15 protein-coding genes and 1 pseudogene are annotated in these 15,323 nt (G+C 68.9%); 12 read left to right on the top strand and 4 right to left on the bottom strand.

Annotated elements, in window-relative coordinates; translation table 11 throughout:
- The 4 genes from ACFTZL_RS26475 to ACFTZL_RS26460 form a co-directional block, all read left to right on the top strand.
- Nucleotides 1-332: fic family toxin-antitoxin system, toxin component (locus ACFTZL_RS26475; protein ID WP_382587579.1), on the top strand; the 332-nt coding region annotated here is incomplete at its 5' end.
- Between the two features lie 193 nt (nt 333-525).
- Nucleotides 526-3,009 (top strand): NACHT domain-containing protein, encoded by a 2,484-nt coding sequence (locus tag ACFTZL_RS26470; RefSeq protein WP_382587577.1) that lies wholly within the window; start codon nt 526-528, stop codon nt 3,007-3,009.
- Entirely contained in the window at nt 2,979-3,593 is a 615-nt protein-coding gene (locus tag ACFTZL_RS26465) for a hypothetical protein (protein ID WP_382587574.1), read from the top strand. Before ACFTZL_RS26470 ends, ACFTZL_RS26465 begins: the two co-directional genes overlap by 31 nt.
- A 425-nt stretch (nt 3,594-4,018) precedes the next feature.
- A protein-coding gene (locus ACFTZL_RS26460; protein WP_382587580.1) for an IS5 family transposase occupies nt 4,019-4,830 on the top strand; the annotation gives its coding sequence in 2 pieces (ribosomal slippage) (nt 4,019-4,358 and nt 4,358-4,830; 813 coding nt in all).
- Here the strand turns inward: ACFTZL_RS26460 and ACFTZL_RS26455 are convergent.
- The 4 genes and pseudogenes from ACFTZL_RS26455 to ACFTZL_RS26440 all read right to left on the bottom strand — a co-directional run bounded on the left by ACFTZL_RS26455 (nt 4,827) and on the right by ACFTZL_RS26440 (nt 8,362).
- Complete coding sequence (locus ACFTZL_RS26455; RefSeq protein ID WP_382587571.1) at nt 4,827-5,360, bottom strand: CbrC family protein; 534 nt, start codon at nt 5,358-5,360, stop codon at nt 4,827-4,829. The genes ACFTZL_RS26460 and ACFTZL_RS26455 overlap by 4 nt on opposite strands.
- Nucleotides 5,361-5,686: 326 nt before the next feature.
- Nucleotides 5,687-5,818 (bottom strand): annotated as a pseudogene (locus tag ACFTZL_RS26450) (IS5/IS1182 family transposase); the annotation flags it as partial.
- Between the two features lie 40 nt (nt 5,819-5,858).
- Nucleotides 5,859-6,725 (bottom strand): hypothetical protein, encoded by an 867-nt coding sequence (locus ACFTZL_RS26445; RefSeq protein WP_382587568.1) that lies wholly within the window; start codon nt 6,723-6,725, stop codon nt 5,859-5,861.
- A 377-nt stretch (nt 6,726-7,102) separates the two neighbouring features.
- The gene (locus tag ACFTZL_RS26440) at nt 7,103-8,362 is read right to left on the bottom strand and encodes an XRE family transcriptional regulator (protein WP_382587566.1); all 1,260 of its coding nucleotides are present in this window, start codon (nt 8,360-8,362) and stop codon (nt 7,103-7,105) included.
- Nucleotides 8,363-8,696: 334 nt separating this feature from the next.
- On the opposite strand from ACFTZL_RS26440, the gene ACFTZL_RS26435 reads away from it, so the two are divergent.
- The 8 genes from ACFTZL_RS26435 to ACFTZL_RS26400 form a co-directional block, all read left to right on the top strand.
- Complete coding sequence (locus ACFTZL_RS26435; protein WP_382587564.1) at nt 8,697-9,878, top strand: metallophosphoesterase; 1,182 nt, start codon at nt 8,697-8,699, stop codon at nt 9,876-9,878.
- On the top strand, nt 9,875-10,675 hold the full coding sequence (locus ACFTZL_RS26430) for a TauD/TfdA family dioxygenase (RefSeq protein ID WP_382587562.1): 801 nt from the start codon (nt 9,875-9,877) through the stop codon (nt 10,673-10,675). The genes ACFTZL_RS26435 and ACFTZL_RS26430 overlap by 4 nt, the downstream gene beginning before the upstream one ends.
- Complete coding sequence (locus ACFTZL_RS26425; protein WP_382587559.1) at nt 10,672-11,229, top strand: deoxycytidine deaminase; 558 nt, start codon at nt 10,672-10,674, stop codon at nt 11,227-11,229. The genes ACFTZL_RS26430 and ACFTZL_RS26425 overlap by 4 nt, the downstream gene beginning before the upstream one ends.
- Nucleotides 11,226-11,789, top strand: a complete 564-nt coding sequence (locus ACFTZL_RS26420; protein ID WP_382587556.1) for a dCTP deaminase — start codon at nt 11,226-11,228, stop codon at nt 11,787-11,789. The genes ACFTZL_RS26425 and ACFTZL_RS26420 overlap by 4 nt, the downstream gene beginning before the upstream one ends.
- Nucleotides 11,773-12,471, top strand: a complete 699-nt coding sequence (locus ACFTZL_RS26415; RefSeq protein WP_382587553.1) for a PIG-L deacetylase family protein — start codon at nt 11,773-11,775, stop codon at nt 12,469-12,471. Before ACFTZL_RS26420 ends, ACFTZL_RS26415 begins: the two co-directional genes overlap by 17 nt.
- Nucleotides 12,468-13,190: a WbqC family protein gene (locus tag ACFTZL_RS26410; RefSeq protein ID WP_382587551.1), complete on the top strand. Its 723-nt coding sequence runs from the start codon at nt 12,468-12,470 to the stop codon at nt 13,188-13,190. Before ACFTZL_RS26415 ends, ACFTZL_RS26410 begins: the two co-directional genes overlap by 4 nt.
- A gap of 14 nt (nt 13,191-13,204) precedes the next feature.
- On the top strand, nt 13,205-14,317 hold the full coding sequence (locus ACFTZL_RS26405; RefSeq protein ID WP_382587548.1) for a glycosyltransferase family 4 protein: 1,113 nt from the start codon (nt 13,205-13,207) through the stop codon (nt 14,315-14,317).
- A 250-nt stretch (nt 14,318-14,567) separates the two neighbouring features.
- Nucleotides 14,568-15,323 (top strand): formylglycine-generating enzyme family protein (locus ACFTZL_RS26400; RefSeq protein WP_382587545.1); only part of this gene is annotated, 756 nt, incomplete at its 3' end.

The raw sequence follows: 15,323 nt of genomic DNA, 5'->3' as shown, positions 1-15,323 counted from the left end.
CGGAACGGGCCGGGCAACGCGACCCGGCAGCCGATGACTACGGCGTGCCCATCGCCGCCGTCGCCCGCCACCGCGGCGAACTCCTCGACACACCCATCTACGACGGCGCCTACGCCCGCGCCGCAGCCCTGGTACACAACCTGGGCCGCTGCCGCTGGCTGGAACGCTCCAACCTCACCGTCGCCTGCGCCGTCGCCGCCATGTATCTCGAGGCCAGCAACATCCCGGTCAACCCCACCCGCGAACAGCTCACCGCACTCGCCCACGAGCTCAACAACCCTCGCTACAGCGTCAGCCGGATCGCCTCCTTCCTGCGCACCTGGAAACCCTGATCCCGGACTGGGCGGCAATCGCCTTTGGTGACGGCAACCTGCTAGGTAGATCCGGACGCTCAACCCATCCGGAGCCGCCTTCGCGTCGAATCCTCCGCCCGGCAAGGAAGTTGGTGATCCGCTGACCCCGCCCGGGGTAGCCGTGACACGATGCTGACCTTGGGTGCGCGGGAGATCACGGGGGGGTGCGGCGGTGTCGCACAGGTTGCTTTCGTTCGGGGACGCGCTGGTGCTCCTCGGGCAGGATCCCCCCGCGACGGCCACCGTGGACCGGGCGGTCGGTGGCGCGCTGAACCTGGCCACGGGCGGCCTGAGCGGCGAGGTGCTCGGCATGCTGGGCGAACGCGGACGCATCCTGGGGCTGGGACGTGCGGCGGCCCGGAGCCTGGGGGACCGCCTGCGCGGCGCCGACGGGCGCGCGGCGCGTACCCGACTGCTGGAGGCGGCCCACACGGTCATCGTCGTGCTGGCGTTCTTTGAAGTGCTCCAGGAGACTGAACTCCCTTTCTCGTGGGATGACGTGCGCCTCACTCGCCGGGAACAGATGCGGCTCGTGGCTGGCCAGCCGCCCGCACCAGAGGGGCTGGCGCAGACTCTGACTCAGGTCGACGCACCCTGTCCGGCCCCGCACCTCTCCTACGAGGACACCCTCGTCGCGCTCGGGCAGTGGTACGAGTCCCTGGGCGGCCGCATCACGCGCTTCTTGGAGGGACTCGACCTGTGGGCCCGGCTGCCGAGCCGTGAAAGGCAGGCGGCCACGGACACCGTGCACCGGACCCTGCCGCGCCGTGCGGTGGAGCGGTACGAGGAGCTGTACCGCCGACTTGTCCAGGAGGCCCCGGAGTTCCTCTACTGGACCGGTCAGCTGGAGCACCAGGCGACGAGGGCCGAGCTGCGCCGGGCGCTTGCGCAGCTGGAACAGGTCCTGGCGTCCTCCGCTGCTCTGAGCCGCCCCCCAGAGCATGCGGCGCGGGCACTGGCACGCGCCCACCAGGCGGGGCTCGGCCGCCGCATCCTCGCCGCCGACTCGCCTCCCGAAGGCATGCACATGCCCACCCTGGACGAGGTCTACCTGGACCCCGACTTCAAGGTGCGTGCCGTCGGCGACCACGACAACCCCGCCGACGAGGAGTGGTGGGCCGGGGTACCGGTGCGCAGCGACCTGACGGACTATCTGGCCGGCGCCCTCACCTCACCGGGTCTCTGGGATGTTCCGCTGCTGGTGCTCGGGCAGCCGGGCGCAGGCAAGTCCGTCCTCACCATGATCCTTGCGGCCCGGCTGCCTGCCACGGGCTTCCTGCCCGTCCGGGTGGCGCTGCGCGACGTGCGGGCCGAGCACGACCTCCAAGACCAATTGGAGCAGGCCGTGCGCGACGCGACGGGGGAGCGGGTCGGCTGGCCGGAGCTGGTCCGTTCGGCCGGTACGGCGGTCCCCGTCCTGCTGCTGGACGGCTTCGACGAACTCTTGCAGACCACCGGAGTGCGGCAGAGCGACTTCCTCATACGCGTCGCCCGCTTCCAGGAGAGGGAGCGCGAACAGGGCAGGCCCGTACTGGCGTTGGTGACCAGCCGGACTGCGGTCGCGGACCGGGCCCAGCATCCGCCCGGCACAGTCGCCCTCCGGCTCGAACCCTTCCAGCCGGACCAGATCAGGGTGTGGATCCAGCAGTGGAACAACCGCAATGCTCGCAGCCTCCTCGCCCGTGGACTGTCCACCCTGAGCTGGGAGTTGCTAGCACCGCATCGCAGACTGGCCGAACAGCCCCTGCTGCTGACCATGCTCGCCCTCTTCCACGGCGCCGGAAACGACTTCCAGGGCGAGGACGGTCGTCCCCTGGACGAGGCCGAACTCTACGAGGCTCTGCTGATCTCGTTCGCCCGGCGAGAGGTGCGCAAGAGCGCCGGGGACGCCCTGTGGGGCAGCCAGGTCGACGAGCGCGTCGAGAGCGAGTTGCAACGGTTGTCGATTGTGGCCTTCTCCATGCTCAACCGCAGGCGCCAATGGGTGTCCAGCAAGGAATTGGAGGACGATCTCGGAGCCATCTACGGACGGTCCGAAGAGCGGTCGGACAGCTTCCGCAAGCCGCTGGACCAGGCCGAGGCCGCACTCGGCCGATTCTTTTTCGTCCAGCGGGCCCAGTCCATCCGGGACGGGGAGCGGCTGTCCAGCTACGAGTTCCTGCATGCCACGTTCGGCGAGTACCTCGCCGTGCGCCTGGCGGTCCAGCAACTGGTACGGCTCCTCGGCCATCGGCCCGCCCTGCTGCGGAGCGCGGAGCCCCTGGACGACGACCTCCTCTACGCCCTGGTGTCGTTCGCACCCCTGTTCTCACGGCAGATGCTGAGATTCGCGCGCGCGTGCGTCGCCCGGCTCTCGGCTGAGGAGCGGGAGCGGATCGCCGACCTGGTGGTGCGGGTGCACTGGGAGCGGGGCCGGGAGGAGCGCGGGGACAAGCGGTCGTACCCGACGTACAGCCCGCGCCGCATACGCGTCTCCTCGCGGCACGGCATCTACAGCGCGAACCTCGTCATGCTGGTCGTCCTGCTGACCGGAGAGACGACCGCGGCAACCTGTTCCCTGCCGAGGACGACCCTGGTCAGGCCTGGCACGCCCACACATTGCTGTGGCGCGCCTCGCTACCGGAAGTGGAATGGGCGGACTTCGCCCTGGCCCTGAACGTCAGTCACGTCAGGGACGTCGCGGGCCGGGACCTGCACATCCGCCTGCGGCAGGAGGACGACACCGCACGCCCAGAAGTCGTCGACGCCCACTGGATGTACCAGGCGACGCCGCGCGAGGCAGGGCACGTGACCTGGTACGTCGCCTACTGGGACGACATGTGGCACAAAGCTCGTCTCGCCGCCGGGACGACCGAGGGCGTGCTGCTCCAGGTCGCCCAGCCGCTGCTGGAGTCGCTCGGGCCGCTGGTGACCACCTTCAACGGTGGCGGGGGCCGCTCCGCGACCTCCGTCGTGCACGACCTGCTGCGGCTGTGGCTGGACGCCGGGTCGGCACTACCGGACGAAGAAGTTAGGCAGTTGTACGCGCGCGTCGCCGCCGGACTCGACACCGCCGGGCCAGACGTCACGGTGGGTCGGCGCCTGCTGCCCCTGCTGTGCGACCTGGTCGACCGGGACCGCGACCGGTTAGGGGCGCACGCCCGCCCGACCGTGGAAAGCCTGGTCTCCTGCCTTCCTACGGAATTGAGGGAGCATATGAACAGACACCACGCCGACCTGTTCAGCCTTCCCTCCGAATGAGCCCTGACCACGGTGGGGCTGGCCGCACGGACCGCGCCCCGGACTCCCGCGCACCCGTAAGAACGGCCGCACCTGGGCGTGGCGGGGACGCGGCTGCCGCGGCAGCCGAACGGGCGCGCCTTCGTCGACATAGCGGCAGCCCTCGCCGGCTACCGTCGATCGACGCTTCTGCTTACGGCCTGAGCCGGTTCTGCTGCACATCGAAACAGACCAGTCCCATGGACTCCGCCGCAGCTGCGGCGGAGGGCCCTCGTCCGCGCGGCGCCGGGCAGGCGCCTCACGAGCCGCGTGGGAACTCTTCCAAGAGTCGCCCTAGCCCCCGCCCCCAGCCGCCCACCTGGCCCCCTACGCCGACGTCGCCGCGAAGTCGTCGAGGCCTTACAGGTCATCTCAATTGGCGTGTTCGATAGCCTGCCGGAGTGGGGATCATTGAGCGGCTGGTGCCAGATGAGCTGTGGGAGTTGTTCCAGCGAGTAGTGCCGGCAGCGCCGACTCGTCCGCAAGGCGGAGGCCGACGTCGGCATGGTGACCGGGAGGTGCTGGCTGCCATCGTTTTCGTGGCTACCTCGGGCTGCACCTGGCAACAGTTGCCGTCCGCCTCGTTCGGGCCGTGGGGAGCGACAGCTCACCGGCGCTTCACGGAGTGGTCGAAGGCCCGGGTGTGGGCGAAGCTCCACCGCCTGGTCCTCGACGAGCTCGGTGCCCGCGGCGAGCTGGACTGGTCCCGCTGCGCGACCGACTCCGTGAACATGCGAGCCCTGAAAAGGGGGACCTGACAGGCCCGAATCCTGTGGACCGGGGCAAGTACGGCTCGAAGATCCACTTGGTTACTGAGCGGACCGGTCTGCCCCTGTCCGTCGGCATCTCCGGCGCCAACACGCACGACAGCCAGGCCCTCATCCCGCTGGTGCAGGGAATACCGCCGATCCGGTCCCGGCGCGGCCGACGGCGACGCAGGCCCGGCAAGCTCCACGGCGACAAGGGCTACGACTATGACCACTTGCGACGATGGTTACGCAGCCGTGGGATCACGCCCCGGATCGCACGCAAGGGCACAGACTCCAGCCAGCGGCTGGGCCGGCACCGCTGGACCATCGAACGCACTATGGCCTGGCTCGCCGGATGCCGACGCCTCCATCGCCGATACGAACGCAAGGCGAGCCACTTCTTGGCCTTCACCAGCATCGCCTGCACCCTCATCTGCTACCGACGACTCGCCCAAGCAGGCGACTTCTAGGATGCGTCGGCGTAGGCGAGATGGGCGCCGCAGACGGTGCAGCGGAAGAGCATGGCGGTCGTCCCGTCGCCCAGGTGGGTCAGGAAGTGCTCAAGCTGCTTTTCGTCGTGCCAGCCGTCGAGGCGCATGACGGCCCGCATCTGGTCGAGGGTTTCGGGATGCGCCGCCAGCTCGGTGTATCCGACTTCGCCCACGAAGGCGGCCGCGTCCTGGCAGTGGACGAGCCAGTGCGGGTCCTGCCAGGCGTGGAAGCCAGGGGTGCGGCGGGTGACCTCGTGCAAGACGTCCTCACTGACACCGTCGAGCCCGTAGGAGTCAGTGAATTCACCCGCGAAGCGTTCGGCCGCGCTCCCGTCTGCGATGCACCACGGACAGAAACGTCCGTTGACATCGTGTGCGGTGTAGAAGGTGGCCGTGTAGATCCAGCCCGTGTTGCGTTTGCAGCAGGCGCACGTATCGGTGGCCGCGCGGATGGACCCGCTGGCGAGGGGATCGGGGTGATAGCGAAAGAAGGGCAGGCTGGCACTCATCGCCGGTTCCCAACCGGCCCCCCGGTGGCCATGTCTACTGATCCCATGGAGAGCAGTCTGTCCGCGAGCAGGTCCCCGATCAAGCGCGGCCTCGGACTCCTCTCGCCCCAGCCAATTGAGACAGCTTGTTAGACCACGGCGAACACGCACGGAGACGGCGACCGGCGACTCAAGCGCACGATGTTCCTGGCCTGCCACCGCATCAGCGTGCTATTCGCACAGCACCCCGCGAAGCCGTGAATCTTCGGCGGCCGGCTCGTCTTCGTTCCGTCCTGCGCTCTCGCTGACCAATCGAGGTCGTGTTGGGTCAACTCGGCTCCTTTCGACCACGGCCGGCCACCACCGGGTCCGTTTCCGCCCCGCTCCCGCACCACGCGCAGCAGCTTCTCGAACCGCCCCATCCGCAACCCGGTGAACGTCTCTCCCCCCACCGGCTCAGCCCTCAACGCCCCACCCATACAGGCAAAATGCCCGCCGCCAGGCCTTCTGCAACACCCTTTAGGACTGGAGGGCCCTGTAGAACGCCTCAAAATGCGATCGCTCTTCGCAAGGTATGGTGACGCGCGCTAAGATCGGGCGCCTGTCTTTCTGAAGGTCCCGGATGGCGGTCTTGCGGCGGACCCAACAAGGCCCGCAAGGCCCACCGGCGTTACCACTCCGGGTGGGGTGTATCACGATGGGTGCCCTGCTGGACTGAAGCCTGCTCTCCTGCGAGTTCATCCGGGCGAGGACCGCCCTATCCAATTCCCCCTTCAGCTTGTCGTATCGATAAAAATGGGTTCGCGCCTTCTCGGCCCATTTGCCTGCTGCCTGCATGCCGGCGTCCTGGTTGATTAGAGCGATGGCGGCTGCGACAAGAGACGCTTTGCGGTGCGCCTCTGCCCTGCGATCTCTGTGCGGGAGCAGCTTCTTCTCAAGTGCTGTTACCTCACTCTCAGCCGCTTGGAACACCACGCCAAGGTGCCCCTGCGCGAGCATGCGATGACGCTTCTTACCCTTCTCGGTGGGTTCGCTGTTGGCATCATCAAGCTCCACAGACGCAGCCCTGAGGCTCACATCGCCAAGCGTGCGGAGGGCATCAGCGAGCGCGGTATCAAGGAGCTGCACTACGAGGATGTCGACGGCCGCTCCTGCTACGTGCTTGCTCGCCACGAAGCTGATGTACTTAAGCGAGGCTGATGCCTTTGGCAGCCTATTCTTGGCGTCCAGGATGCTATAGAGACTGGCGAATGCCGCACTGGTGGCAGTATTGACCCCCCTTTTGCCTGGCTTGGGCATAATGAACCGGAAACCACCTGAGTTCTGATCTTGGTAGAGGCCGATCAGATGCTTTTGCGGGTCAGAGAATGCGTCGCTATTCGCCATGCGTTCCCCCTCGAATTGCGACCGTTAGAGGACGCCGTTCCTCGATCACTCGATCGCCACCTCGTTCAACCAGTCACCCCGGCGCGTAGCATGCCCTGAGAACATATTGGACAACCCTTAGAGCTCGTAACGCGATATTGGTGATGCCATTGAGACGGGTTGTTCATCGATCCATGTTTGGGCCCCGCTGGCGAGCTGCCCAAGCGACAGGCTGGTGCTGGAAGGTGGATCTCTCTGCTGCCTGATGATCTCTTGGCGATGCGGCTCGGGCCGCGTCGGTCACCGAGTTAAAGATCCCGTGCTGCCCCGTTCCCCGTCAGCGGTAGCACTCGCGGTAGCCCCCTGCGCTTTCCGCCCCCTTCGAGTGGGCGCATGCATTACGCAGTAGCGAGTTGGAGGAGCTCCGGGACGCCATGTGCACGGGCGTAGGACTGGAAGCGGGGGAGGAGGTCGCCGATGAGGCGGATGCAGCGAGGTGCCCCCATGCGGCGGGCCAGGAGCAAGGAGCGGGTGGCGGCGGCCGCAGCGGGCTCGGGCTCATTCAGGTCGAGATAGCTCGCGGCGCGGTAGGCGAGGAACACGCCCTTCGTCTTGTCCCGGGCAGGAGGCAGGAGGCGTTCTCCTTCGCCGATGAGCTGGTGGGCGCGGCCGACGTCGCCGAGGTCCAGGAGGGCCTGGCCGGTGTCGACGGCAAGGTCGGCTTCGGACACCCATGCGCACCAAGCGGGCCGGTCGGCGCCAGCGTCGTTGAGGTGCTGCTCGGCCGCGGTGAGGGCGCGTAGTACGGCGCGGCTTTCGCTCTGGCCACCCCTTGCTGCCAGAGTGCGCGCGAGTCTCAGCTGGAGCAGGCAGCGTGCGGCGGGGTTCTGGGCGCGGGCCAGCGCGTGGTTCAGGATGTTGGCCGCAGTGGTGTGGTCGCGCCGCCAGGCGGCCTGGTAGGCGAGGTCGCCGAGGAGGCCGGCGCCCATGTCGTGGTCTCCTGCAGCGTGGGCGTTGTGCAGTCCAGCGAGCCAGTTTTGGCTGGCGTGGGTGTGGCGGCTCAGGTCGAAGGCGTGCCAGGCGACGGTCTGGGAGAGGGAGGCGGCCAGGGTGTGCAGGCGCAGCCCGAGGGCGGCCGTGTAACGGCCATGCTCAAGTAACTCGGTCACCGTGACCAGGTGGGCGTCCAGAAGCGCGGACGTATATTGCCGCTGCTCGGTGGACAGGCCAGCGAGGTGCCCGGTGGAGCTCTCCAGGTAGTCGACGAGATCCTCGCTGATCGGTTTGCCATCATGGGCCTGGGCGAGCGCAGGGTGGGAGCCGCTGGCCCAAGCCGCTGCCAAGACGGAGACGGCGGTGCCAGTGATCGTCAGGAAGTCTCGGCGTTCCATCGCTGTTCGCAAGGCCTCTCTCAGGGCGGGCACGGAGCTGTGGGGGCCGAGGGGCACCACACCGTCGGCGGTGAGAGGCAGCCAGTCCGGCCAGTCGTCGGCGCGGACGATGTCGGCGGACCAGCCCAGCGCTTCGGCGATGTAGATCTGTGATTCGTCGCTGGGCTTGACGCCTCGCTGCCATTTGCGCACCCGCGCCACGTCCGTGCCTGACCGCAGTCCACGCCGGGCAGCCGCCCCGTGGATGCCGGTTACGAACTCGTCCATCGTCTTGCCAGCCGCACGGCGCGCGGCTACGAGCGGGTGCTGGATGGTTGCTTCCACCCCGTCAGTCAATCACTGAGCGCACAACTGCGGTGACGCCTTGGTCGAGTCGGGACCCCTCCGGGACCCCTCTCAACTGGTCGACGTGATCGAACGGTTGAGCCCATTGTGGGTGGAAGAGGCACTGCTGCCGGGCCGACGCCGAACTGCGCGGGGCAGGACCCGGCAGGGGGGTGCCCGGCAGTGCATCTGACGTCACTACACCTTTCTGCGAGGTCTCACGTGACATATGGCCTGGCCTTCGCGCCGCATCCTTATGAACTCGGAAAGGGCTGATATGGACACCGCGACGCTAGTGGCCACCAGCGACTTCCATTCAGCCGTCCCAACAGGGTCGGCGCTGCTGGCCGCCATCCGCACTCAGCGAGACCAAGGCGCGCTGGTCGTCGACGCCGGCGACTTCTTCGGCGGCAACGCGTACCACGAGTACTCAGGCGGGCGGGTGGAGGAGCAGCTGCTGGCCGATCTGTACGACGCCGTTGTGCCGGGCAACCACGACTTGGCGGACCTGCTTCGGCTACGGGACCCCGGCCGGTTCCCCCCAGTGGTCTGCGCCAACTTGGAACCGCCGTCCTCGTTCGCGGGGCGCTGGGAACCTCGGCTCGTCCTGCAGTCACGCGACGGTCTGCGGGTCGGGATCGTCGGATGGCTCGGAACGCAGGCCTACGACGCCGTACCGGCCGCCGAGCGCGCCGGGTACAGCTTCCAGGAACCCTCGCCGGGGCTACTGGCCGCGCAGCGGGACCGGCTGCTGAGTAAGGGCGCGGACGTGGTCGTCGGGGTGAGCCACAGCGGATTCCTCACCGACGTCGACCTTCAACTCGCAGGTGGCCCGCTGGACATCATCGTGGCCGGGCACTGCCACAGCCCGCACTACCACTGGGCCGTGCCACCACGGCACGTGGTCAAACCACCCGAGTGCGGCACCGGCCTGCTGCGCATCGAGCTGAGCAGCAACGCCGCGCCCTCGTTCACCTTCGGCTACCCCAGCGCGGCGGGCTGGGCGGACGACTACGAATCGCAGGCCATCGCCGACTACCGCACCTGGGGCAGCGAGCCGGTGGGCCTACTGCGCACGGCACTGCCCGATCGCCGCGCCCTGGCCGACATCGTCGTAGGGCGTATGCGGGCAGCGACCAGCGCCGACGCCTTCGTGCTCAACCTCGGGACCCTGCGCGCCGGTCTACCCAGCCAGGTCACCAGGGAGGCCCTGATCGCGGCTGCGCCCTTCGACGCTCACGTGGTCGTCCTTCGTGGCGACCACCAGCTGAGCGACGTCCTGCGTCTGACCGAGGACCTGGGGGAGTCGCCCGTGGTCTCCTCCGCCCTGATCAGCAACACCGGGACCCTCGCCACCACCGCGTACCTGGCCGAGCGGCTGGGCCTGCCCGCCAGCCCCGCCGACCCACCCGTCTCGCTACGCCGCATCCTCACCGATCTTGCCCAGGAGTACACATGACCGACCTGACCGTGCTGCCCGCCCAAGACCTGCTCCACGGACCGGCCGCTCCGCAGGCCTTCGCCAACCGCCTGCGCGGCCCCGGCACGGGACGTGCGCTGGTCGCCTTCCCCGGGAGCGACCACCAGCTGAACCGGGAACTGTCGCTCGGCCTGCTGTCGGCACTGGGCACCGTGCTGAGCCTCTACCCCGCCACCGGCTGCTGGAGCAGCCTGGAGGTGCGCACCGAGGCCGACCCGGGCCGTACCCACGGGACCGGAGAGAACCAGCTGCACATAGACCTCGTCGACAGGGACAGGTCGCCGCGGTACATCGCCTTGTACTGCGAGCGCGACGATCCAGCCGGCGGGGGCGCCTCGGCTCTGGCGGACCTGTGGGCCGCCGCCGCAGAGCTGGACCACGGTGATCGGGAGCTGTTACAGCGCCCGCTGTTCCACTACTGGACCGACGAGGGGGTCCATGGCGTCGGGGAACCGCTGGAGCGGTTCGCGGTCCTGCCCGAACGGCTGGAGTGGGGACTGCCGGTGCGGTTCACCAGCAAGATGCTGCCGCACCTGGAGCGCGGCCAGCTCGCCGACGGAGCCGACCCACAGAAGATCACGTCCGCCTTCCGGGCCCTGATGGACGCGGCCTGCCGCCACCGGGACCAGGTCCGGCTAGCACCAGGCCAGTTACTCGTCTTCGACCAGCTGCGCTGGGCGCACGGTCGGATGCCGCTGGGAGACGGTCAGGCACAGATCCCCTCATCCCGTCGGCGCCTGCTCCGCCAGACATACGTGCAGGGGAGCGCCCGATGATCCTCACCGGCACCGAGATCAGCGCGGCCGTCACCGAAGGCCGTATCACCATCGATCCCTACATCCCCGAGCAGACCAACCCCAACTCGCACGGATACCGGCTCGGCGACACCCTCAAGGTGTTCACGCAGGGCCCGGTCGACCCGCGCACCACCGCGCCGACGAAGACGATCCGCATCCCCCGGCGCGGCTACCGGCTCAAGCCGGGCAAGGTCTACCTGGGGTCCACGGTCGAGCGGATCGGCAGCGACCACGTCGTCACGAGCCTGATCGGCCGCTCCTCGCTCGGCAGGCTGGGCCTGTTCCTCCAAGTCAGCGCCGACCTCGCGCAGCTGGGCGCGGTCCACCACTGGACACTGGAGATCGTGGCGACCCAGCCGGTCCGCGTCTACGCCGGCATGGTCATCGGGCAGGTGAGCTTCTGGGAGCCGGTCGGCGAGACAACGCCCTACCGCGGCTACTACGGCACGCTCTCCGAGCCGTCGCCTTACGCCCCCCACGCCGTTGCCGGCCGCCAGGCAACCGCAGTCGCGCCGGAGGTGAACGCCGCATGATCCTCACCGGTCCCGAGATCCAGCACCAAGTCGAGGCCGGCCGGATCACCATCCAGCCGTTCGACGCCTCCCTCCTGAGCCCCAACTCCTACGACTTCCACCTGGGTGCCGACATCGGCTGGTACCGCAGGCGCTGGTGGGGTGGCCGCACCCTGGACTGCCGCCAAAAGAACCCCTTCGTGCGCTCCACCATCCCCGAACAGGGCATGGTGCTGCACCCGGACCGGATCTACCTCGCCGCCACCCAGCAGGTCATGGGCAGCGCGCACTACGTGCCGATCATCCGCGCCCGCAGCTCCATCGCCCGGCTGGGGCTTTTCGTGCACTGCACCGCCGACCTGATAGACATCGGCTCGGTCAACCGCTGGACGCTCCAGCTGCACGCGGTGCAGCCAGTGCGGATCTACCCCGGGCTGCGGATCGGTCAGGTGACCTTCTGGGTCCCCAAGGGCGACATCGTGGCCTACCGCGGGAAGTACCAGGGCTCCATGCAAGCCGAGCCCTCCCAGGTCTGGCGCGATTTCGTGAACGAGGAGGCCGCTCGTGCCGCAACAGCCTGACCACGTCGTCGCGGTGGTGGCCCACCCCGACGACGCCGAGATGATGGCCTACGGGACCCTGCGCCGCTACCGCGAGCGCGGGGCGGCTGTCACGGTCGTCGTGGCCACCACGGGCGTCAACGGCGTGTCCCTCACCGACCGGGATCAGGGCGTGCGTCTCGGGCGGGAGGAGCGGGTGGCGGAGTCCGCCGCCTCTTACACGGGGACCGGCATTGACCTGGTCTGTCTCCAGCTCACCGACGGCGCCCTCGTTGCGAACCAGGAGCTGATCTCTCGCGTCGAGGCAGAGCTGGTCCGGCTGGGCTGCACCGTGCTGCTGACGCACAGTCGGCACGCGGGCAACGACCACCAGGACCACCTGGCCGTCGCCCAGGCCGCCGCGAACGCCGCGACCCGCGTCGCCACCTGCACGACGATCCTGCACGGAGAGCCGCACGCGCCCCGCAGCGGCTTCCGGCCCACTGTGCTGGTCGACATCACGGACTGGATCGACGCGAAGGTCAAGGCACTTGAGGCCCATCAGACGCAGACCGGCCGCTGGTACCTGAGCGAGGAGTACACCCACCACCGGGCCAGGGACGCAGGGTGGCGGCTCGCCCCGGCCCGGGCCGCACGAGGCCGTTGTTTCGAGGTGTTCGAGGCGTCCTTGATCACCCTTATCGGACCCGGGGGACAGGCATGAGTACCCGGCTCTACATCGAGCAGCCGGCCTTCGCACCCTGGCTCGGGTTCTGCGAAGCCCTGTTCGCGTGCGACACCGTCGCGCTCTACGACATCGTGCAGTTCGAGGACGGCGGCTACCAGAACCGCAACCGGATCAAGACGCCGCAGGGCGCCCAGTGGCTCACCGTGCCGGTGGCCAAGCGTCACGGCCAGCTGATCCGTGACGTGCGGATCGCCGACGCCTTCGACCCGCAGGCGATGCTGCGGCGGCTGCGTGAGACCTACGGCCGCTGCCGCCACGTCGAGGAGACACTGGAGGTCCTCGCCGCCGCGCTCACCGCCGGGCACCAGTGGCTGGTCGACCTCAACGTCTGCTTGGTCACGGACATCACCGTCGCTCTCGGCGCTCCCGCCCGGCTGCTGCTGACCTCGCAGCTGCCCGTCGACCCGGCCGGTGACCGCATCCAGCGGATCGCGGACATCTGCCGCGCGACCGGCGCCGACGAACTGTGGGCCGGCTCCGGCACCCGTGGCTACCTCCACCCCGCCGACCTGGGCGGCATCACCGTCACCTGGAACGACTACCTCGAGCGTCACCCCCGCTACGAGCAGGCGTGGCCCCGTCAGGACTTCGTGCCCGCCCTGTCCGTCATCGACACCGCCTGCACCCTGGGCTGGGCAGGAACAGCCGCTCTGCTACGCGCCGGGCTCGCCACCTACCTTGATGCCCGCCAGTAGGAAGGAAGGCACGCATGACCTCCGCGCTGCGCATCACCACCGGCATCGACCTGCCGCTGAAGCCCTCCTGCGGCTCCATGATCTTCTGCTCCGACCTGTACCGGCAGATGGCCGGCCGGGCGCACACCACCTTCCTCGCCCTGCCGCCCGCCGACCCCGCGTGGCAGCACGGCTTCGCCGCAACCCTGTTCGCCTCCGCCGCCAAGGCACCCTACGGACCCGGCTTCGAGCGCTACGTCGAGGAACTGACCAGCGAGGTGCAGCAGCACCTCGCCGCGCACCCGGCCGACGTCGTCCACGCCCAGCACCTCGGCTTCGGCCTCGCCCTCGCCTTCGTCCGCGCCGCCCAGGTCCCCGTCATCGCCATCGCCCACGGCACCGACGTGATCGCCGCCACCGACTCGCCACAAGCCCGCGCCGTGCTGACCGAGATCGTGGACGGCGCCACCACCGTGGTGGCACCGAACCAGTCCCTGGCCCGGCGCATCAACCACCTGACCGACAACCAGTACACCGACAAGATCACCCTCGTGCCCTGGGGCATCCCCCTCGCCGCCGCACACCGGCCCCCGCGCCCCCCAAGCGGCCACCGGCTGCGGCTGCTGCACGCCGGCCGCCTGGACGCCAACAAGCACACCATCACCGCCATCGAAGCTCTGGCGCTGACCGCCGATCGGCACGAACTGACCGTCATCGGCAGCGGGCCCGAACTCGCCACACTCCAGGACCGCGCCCGCGAACTCGGCGTGACCGACCAGGTCACCTTCATCCCGTTCCAGCCCCGCGAGCAACTGTGGCGCTCCTTCGGGGACTTCGACGCCTTCGTGTTCACCACCGCCGGGCTGGAAGCCTTCGGGCTGGTCGCCGTCGAAGCCCAAGCCCACGGCCTGCCCGTGCTGTACGCCGAGATCGCCGGGATGGCCTCCACCCTGGGCAGCGCCGCCCTCCGCTTCCCGGTCGGAGACGCCGAGCAACTGGCCCGCACCATCGACAGGCTCGCCGACAACCCTTCCCTGCGCCGCAGGCTGAGCAATACCGGCCCGGCCAACGCGGCCCGCTACGACATCGCCCACAGCGCCGACCGGCTCGCCGAACTCACCCACGCCGCGGCCAGGGCCACCGCATGACCGCCGCCGGCTTCGCGTGCTGGCTCTTCGCGCCCGCCCGATTCCAGCGCGGGAACAATTCGAGATCCATAAAGCGAAGCGAGGCGTCGAGCAGGTGGTGAATTCAGTGACGAATTCGAGCACCACGAGTGCCACCTAGGAGCCGGTTCGAATCAGCCCATCCCTACTCACGCTTTCCCTCGGTATCACCTGTCGCTCCCGATCGCACTGCCGGCGCCCGGGAGCGGCCCACTTGCGAAAGGAGCGGAGGATGCAGCACACCGCGATCTCCTTCGTACCGGTCGGCCCCGGACACTTCCAGCGACTCAGGGACAACGGCGGGCTGCAGACCGTGCGGATCACGAAGACCGTCCACTGGCAGACAACCCCAGTCACCCTCGGCCAGTTCCGGTCCTTCCTCGACACCACCGGCCGCCAGGCAGACCCCGTGCTGGAGGTCTGGAACGGCGAGTGGGAGCCGGGCCCCTCCTTCAGCCAGGCGAACTCGCACGGGGACGACGCCCCCGTGGTGGGCGTCAGCCACGACGACGCTCTCGCGTATGCGGCATGGCTGGGGCAACTCGACCACCGAGGCTACCGGCTGCCCACGGAGGCCGAGTTCGAGTTCGCCGCCCGGGCCGGCTGCGCCTGCGGCACGGTATGCGACTCCGGCTCGATGCACTCGCCCGAAAACGGCGACCGCCGCTGGCCACAGGCCCTCCTCTCCTGCTGGCGCTCCGCGCTCCGCCAGGCCGACCCGCACGGCATCCACGGACTGAACGGCGTGGTCTGGCAGTGGTGCAGCGACTGGTACGGCCCCTACCCCCCGCTGCCTGAACTGGACGACCCGCAAGGGCCGGCCAGCAGGCCCGCGACAAGTCTGTGGAAGGGCAGGACACTGCCGCCCGGACGGGTCATCCGAGGAGGCTCCTACTCGTATCCGCCCGAGGTCGGACGCTGCGACCACCGGCACTTCTCCTTCGCCGGCGACCGCAACGTCAACCTCGGCTTCCGCCTCGTCACCGAC

Origin of the sequence: Streptomyces sp. NPDC056948 (assembly GCF_042674225.1) — a bacterium.
GTDB classification, from domain to species: Bacteria; Actinomycetota; Actinomycetes; order Streptomycetales; family Streptomycetaceae; genus Streptomyces; species Streptomyces purpurascens.
This window is presented reverse-complemented; position numbering and strand designations above follow the sequence as displayed.

Bases quoted from the DNA above. Each gene is read 5' to 3' on its own strand.
- ACFTZL_RS26455 (WP_382587571.1), bottom strand. From the start codon at position 5,360: ATGAGTGCCAGCCTGCCCTTCTTTCGCTATCACCCCGATCCCCTCGCC.
- ACFTZL_RS26445 (WP_382587568.1), bottom strand. From the start codon at position 6,725: ATGGCGAATAGCGACGCATTCTCTGACCCGCAAAAGCATCTGATCGGC.
- ACFTZL_RS26425 (WP_382587559.1), top strand. From the start codon at position 10,672: ATGATCCTCACCGGCACCGAGATCAGCGCGGCCGTCACCGAAGGCCGT.
- ACFTZL_RS26440 (WP_382587566.1), bottom strand. From the start codon at position 8,362: ATGGACGAGTTCGTAACCGGCATCCACGGGGCGGCTGCCCGGCGTGGA.
- ACFTZL_RS26410 (WP_382587551.1), top strand. From the start codon at position 12,468: ATGAGTACCCGGCTCTACATCGAGCAGCCGGCCTTCGCACCCTGGCTC.
- ACFTZL_RS26430 (WP_382587562.1), top strand. From the start codon at position 9,875: ATGACCGACCTGACCGTGCTGCCCGCCCAAGACCTGCTCCACGGACCG.
- ACFTZL_RS26405 (WP_382587548.1), top strand. From the start codon at position 13,205: ATGACCTCCGCGCTGCGCATCACCACCGGCATCGACCTGCCGCTGAAG.
- ACFTZL_RS26420 (WP_382587556.1), top strand. From the start codon at position 11,226: ATGATCCTCACCGGTCCCGAGATCCAGCACCAAGTCGAGGCCGGCCGG.
- ACFTZL_RS26435 (WP_382587564.1), top strand. From the start codon at position 8,697: ATGGACACCGCGACGCTAGTGGCCACCAGCGACTTCCATTCAGCCGTC.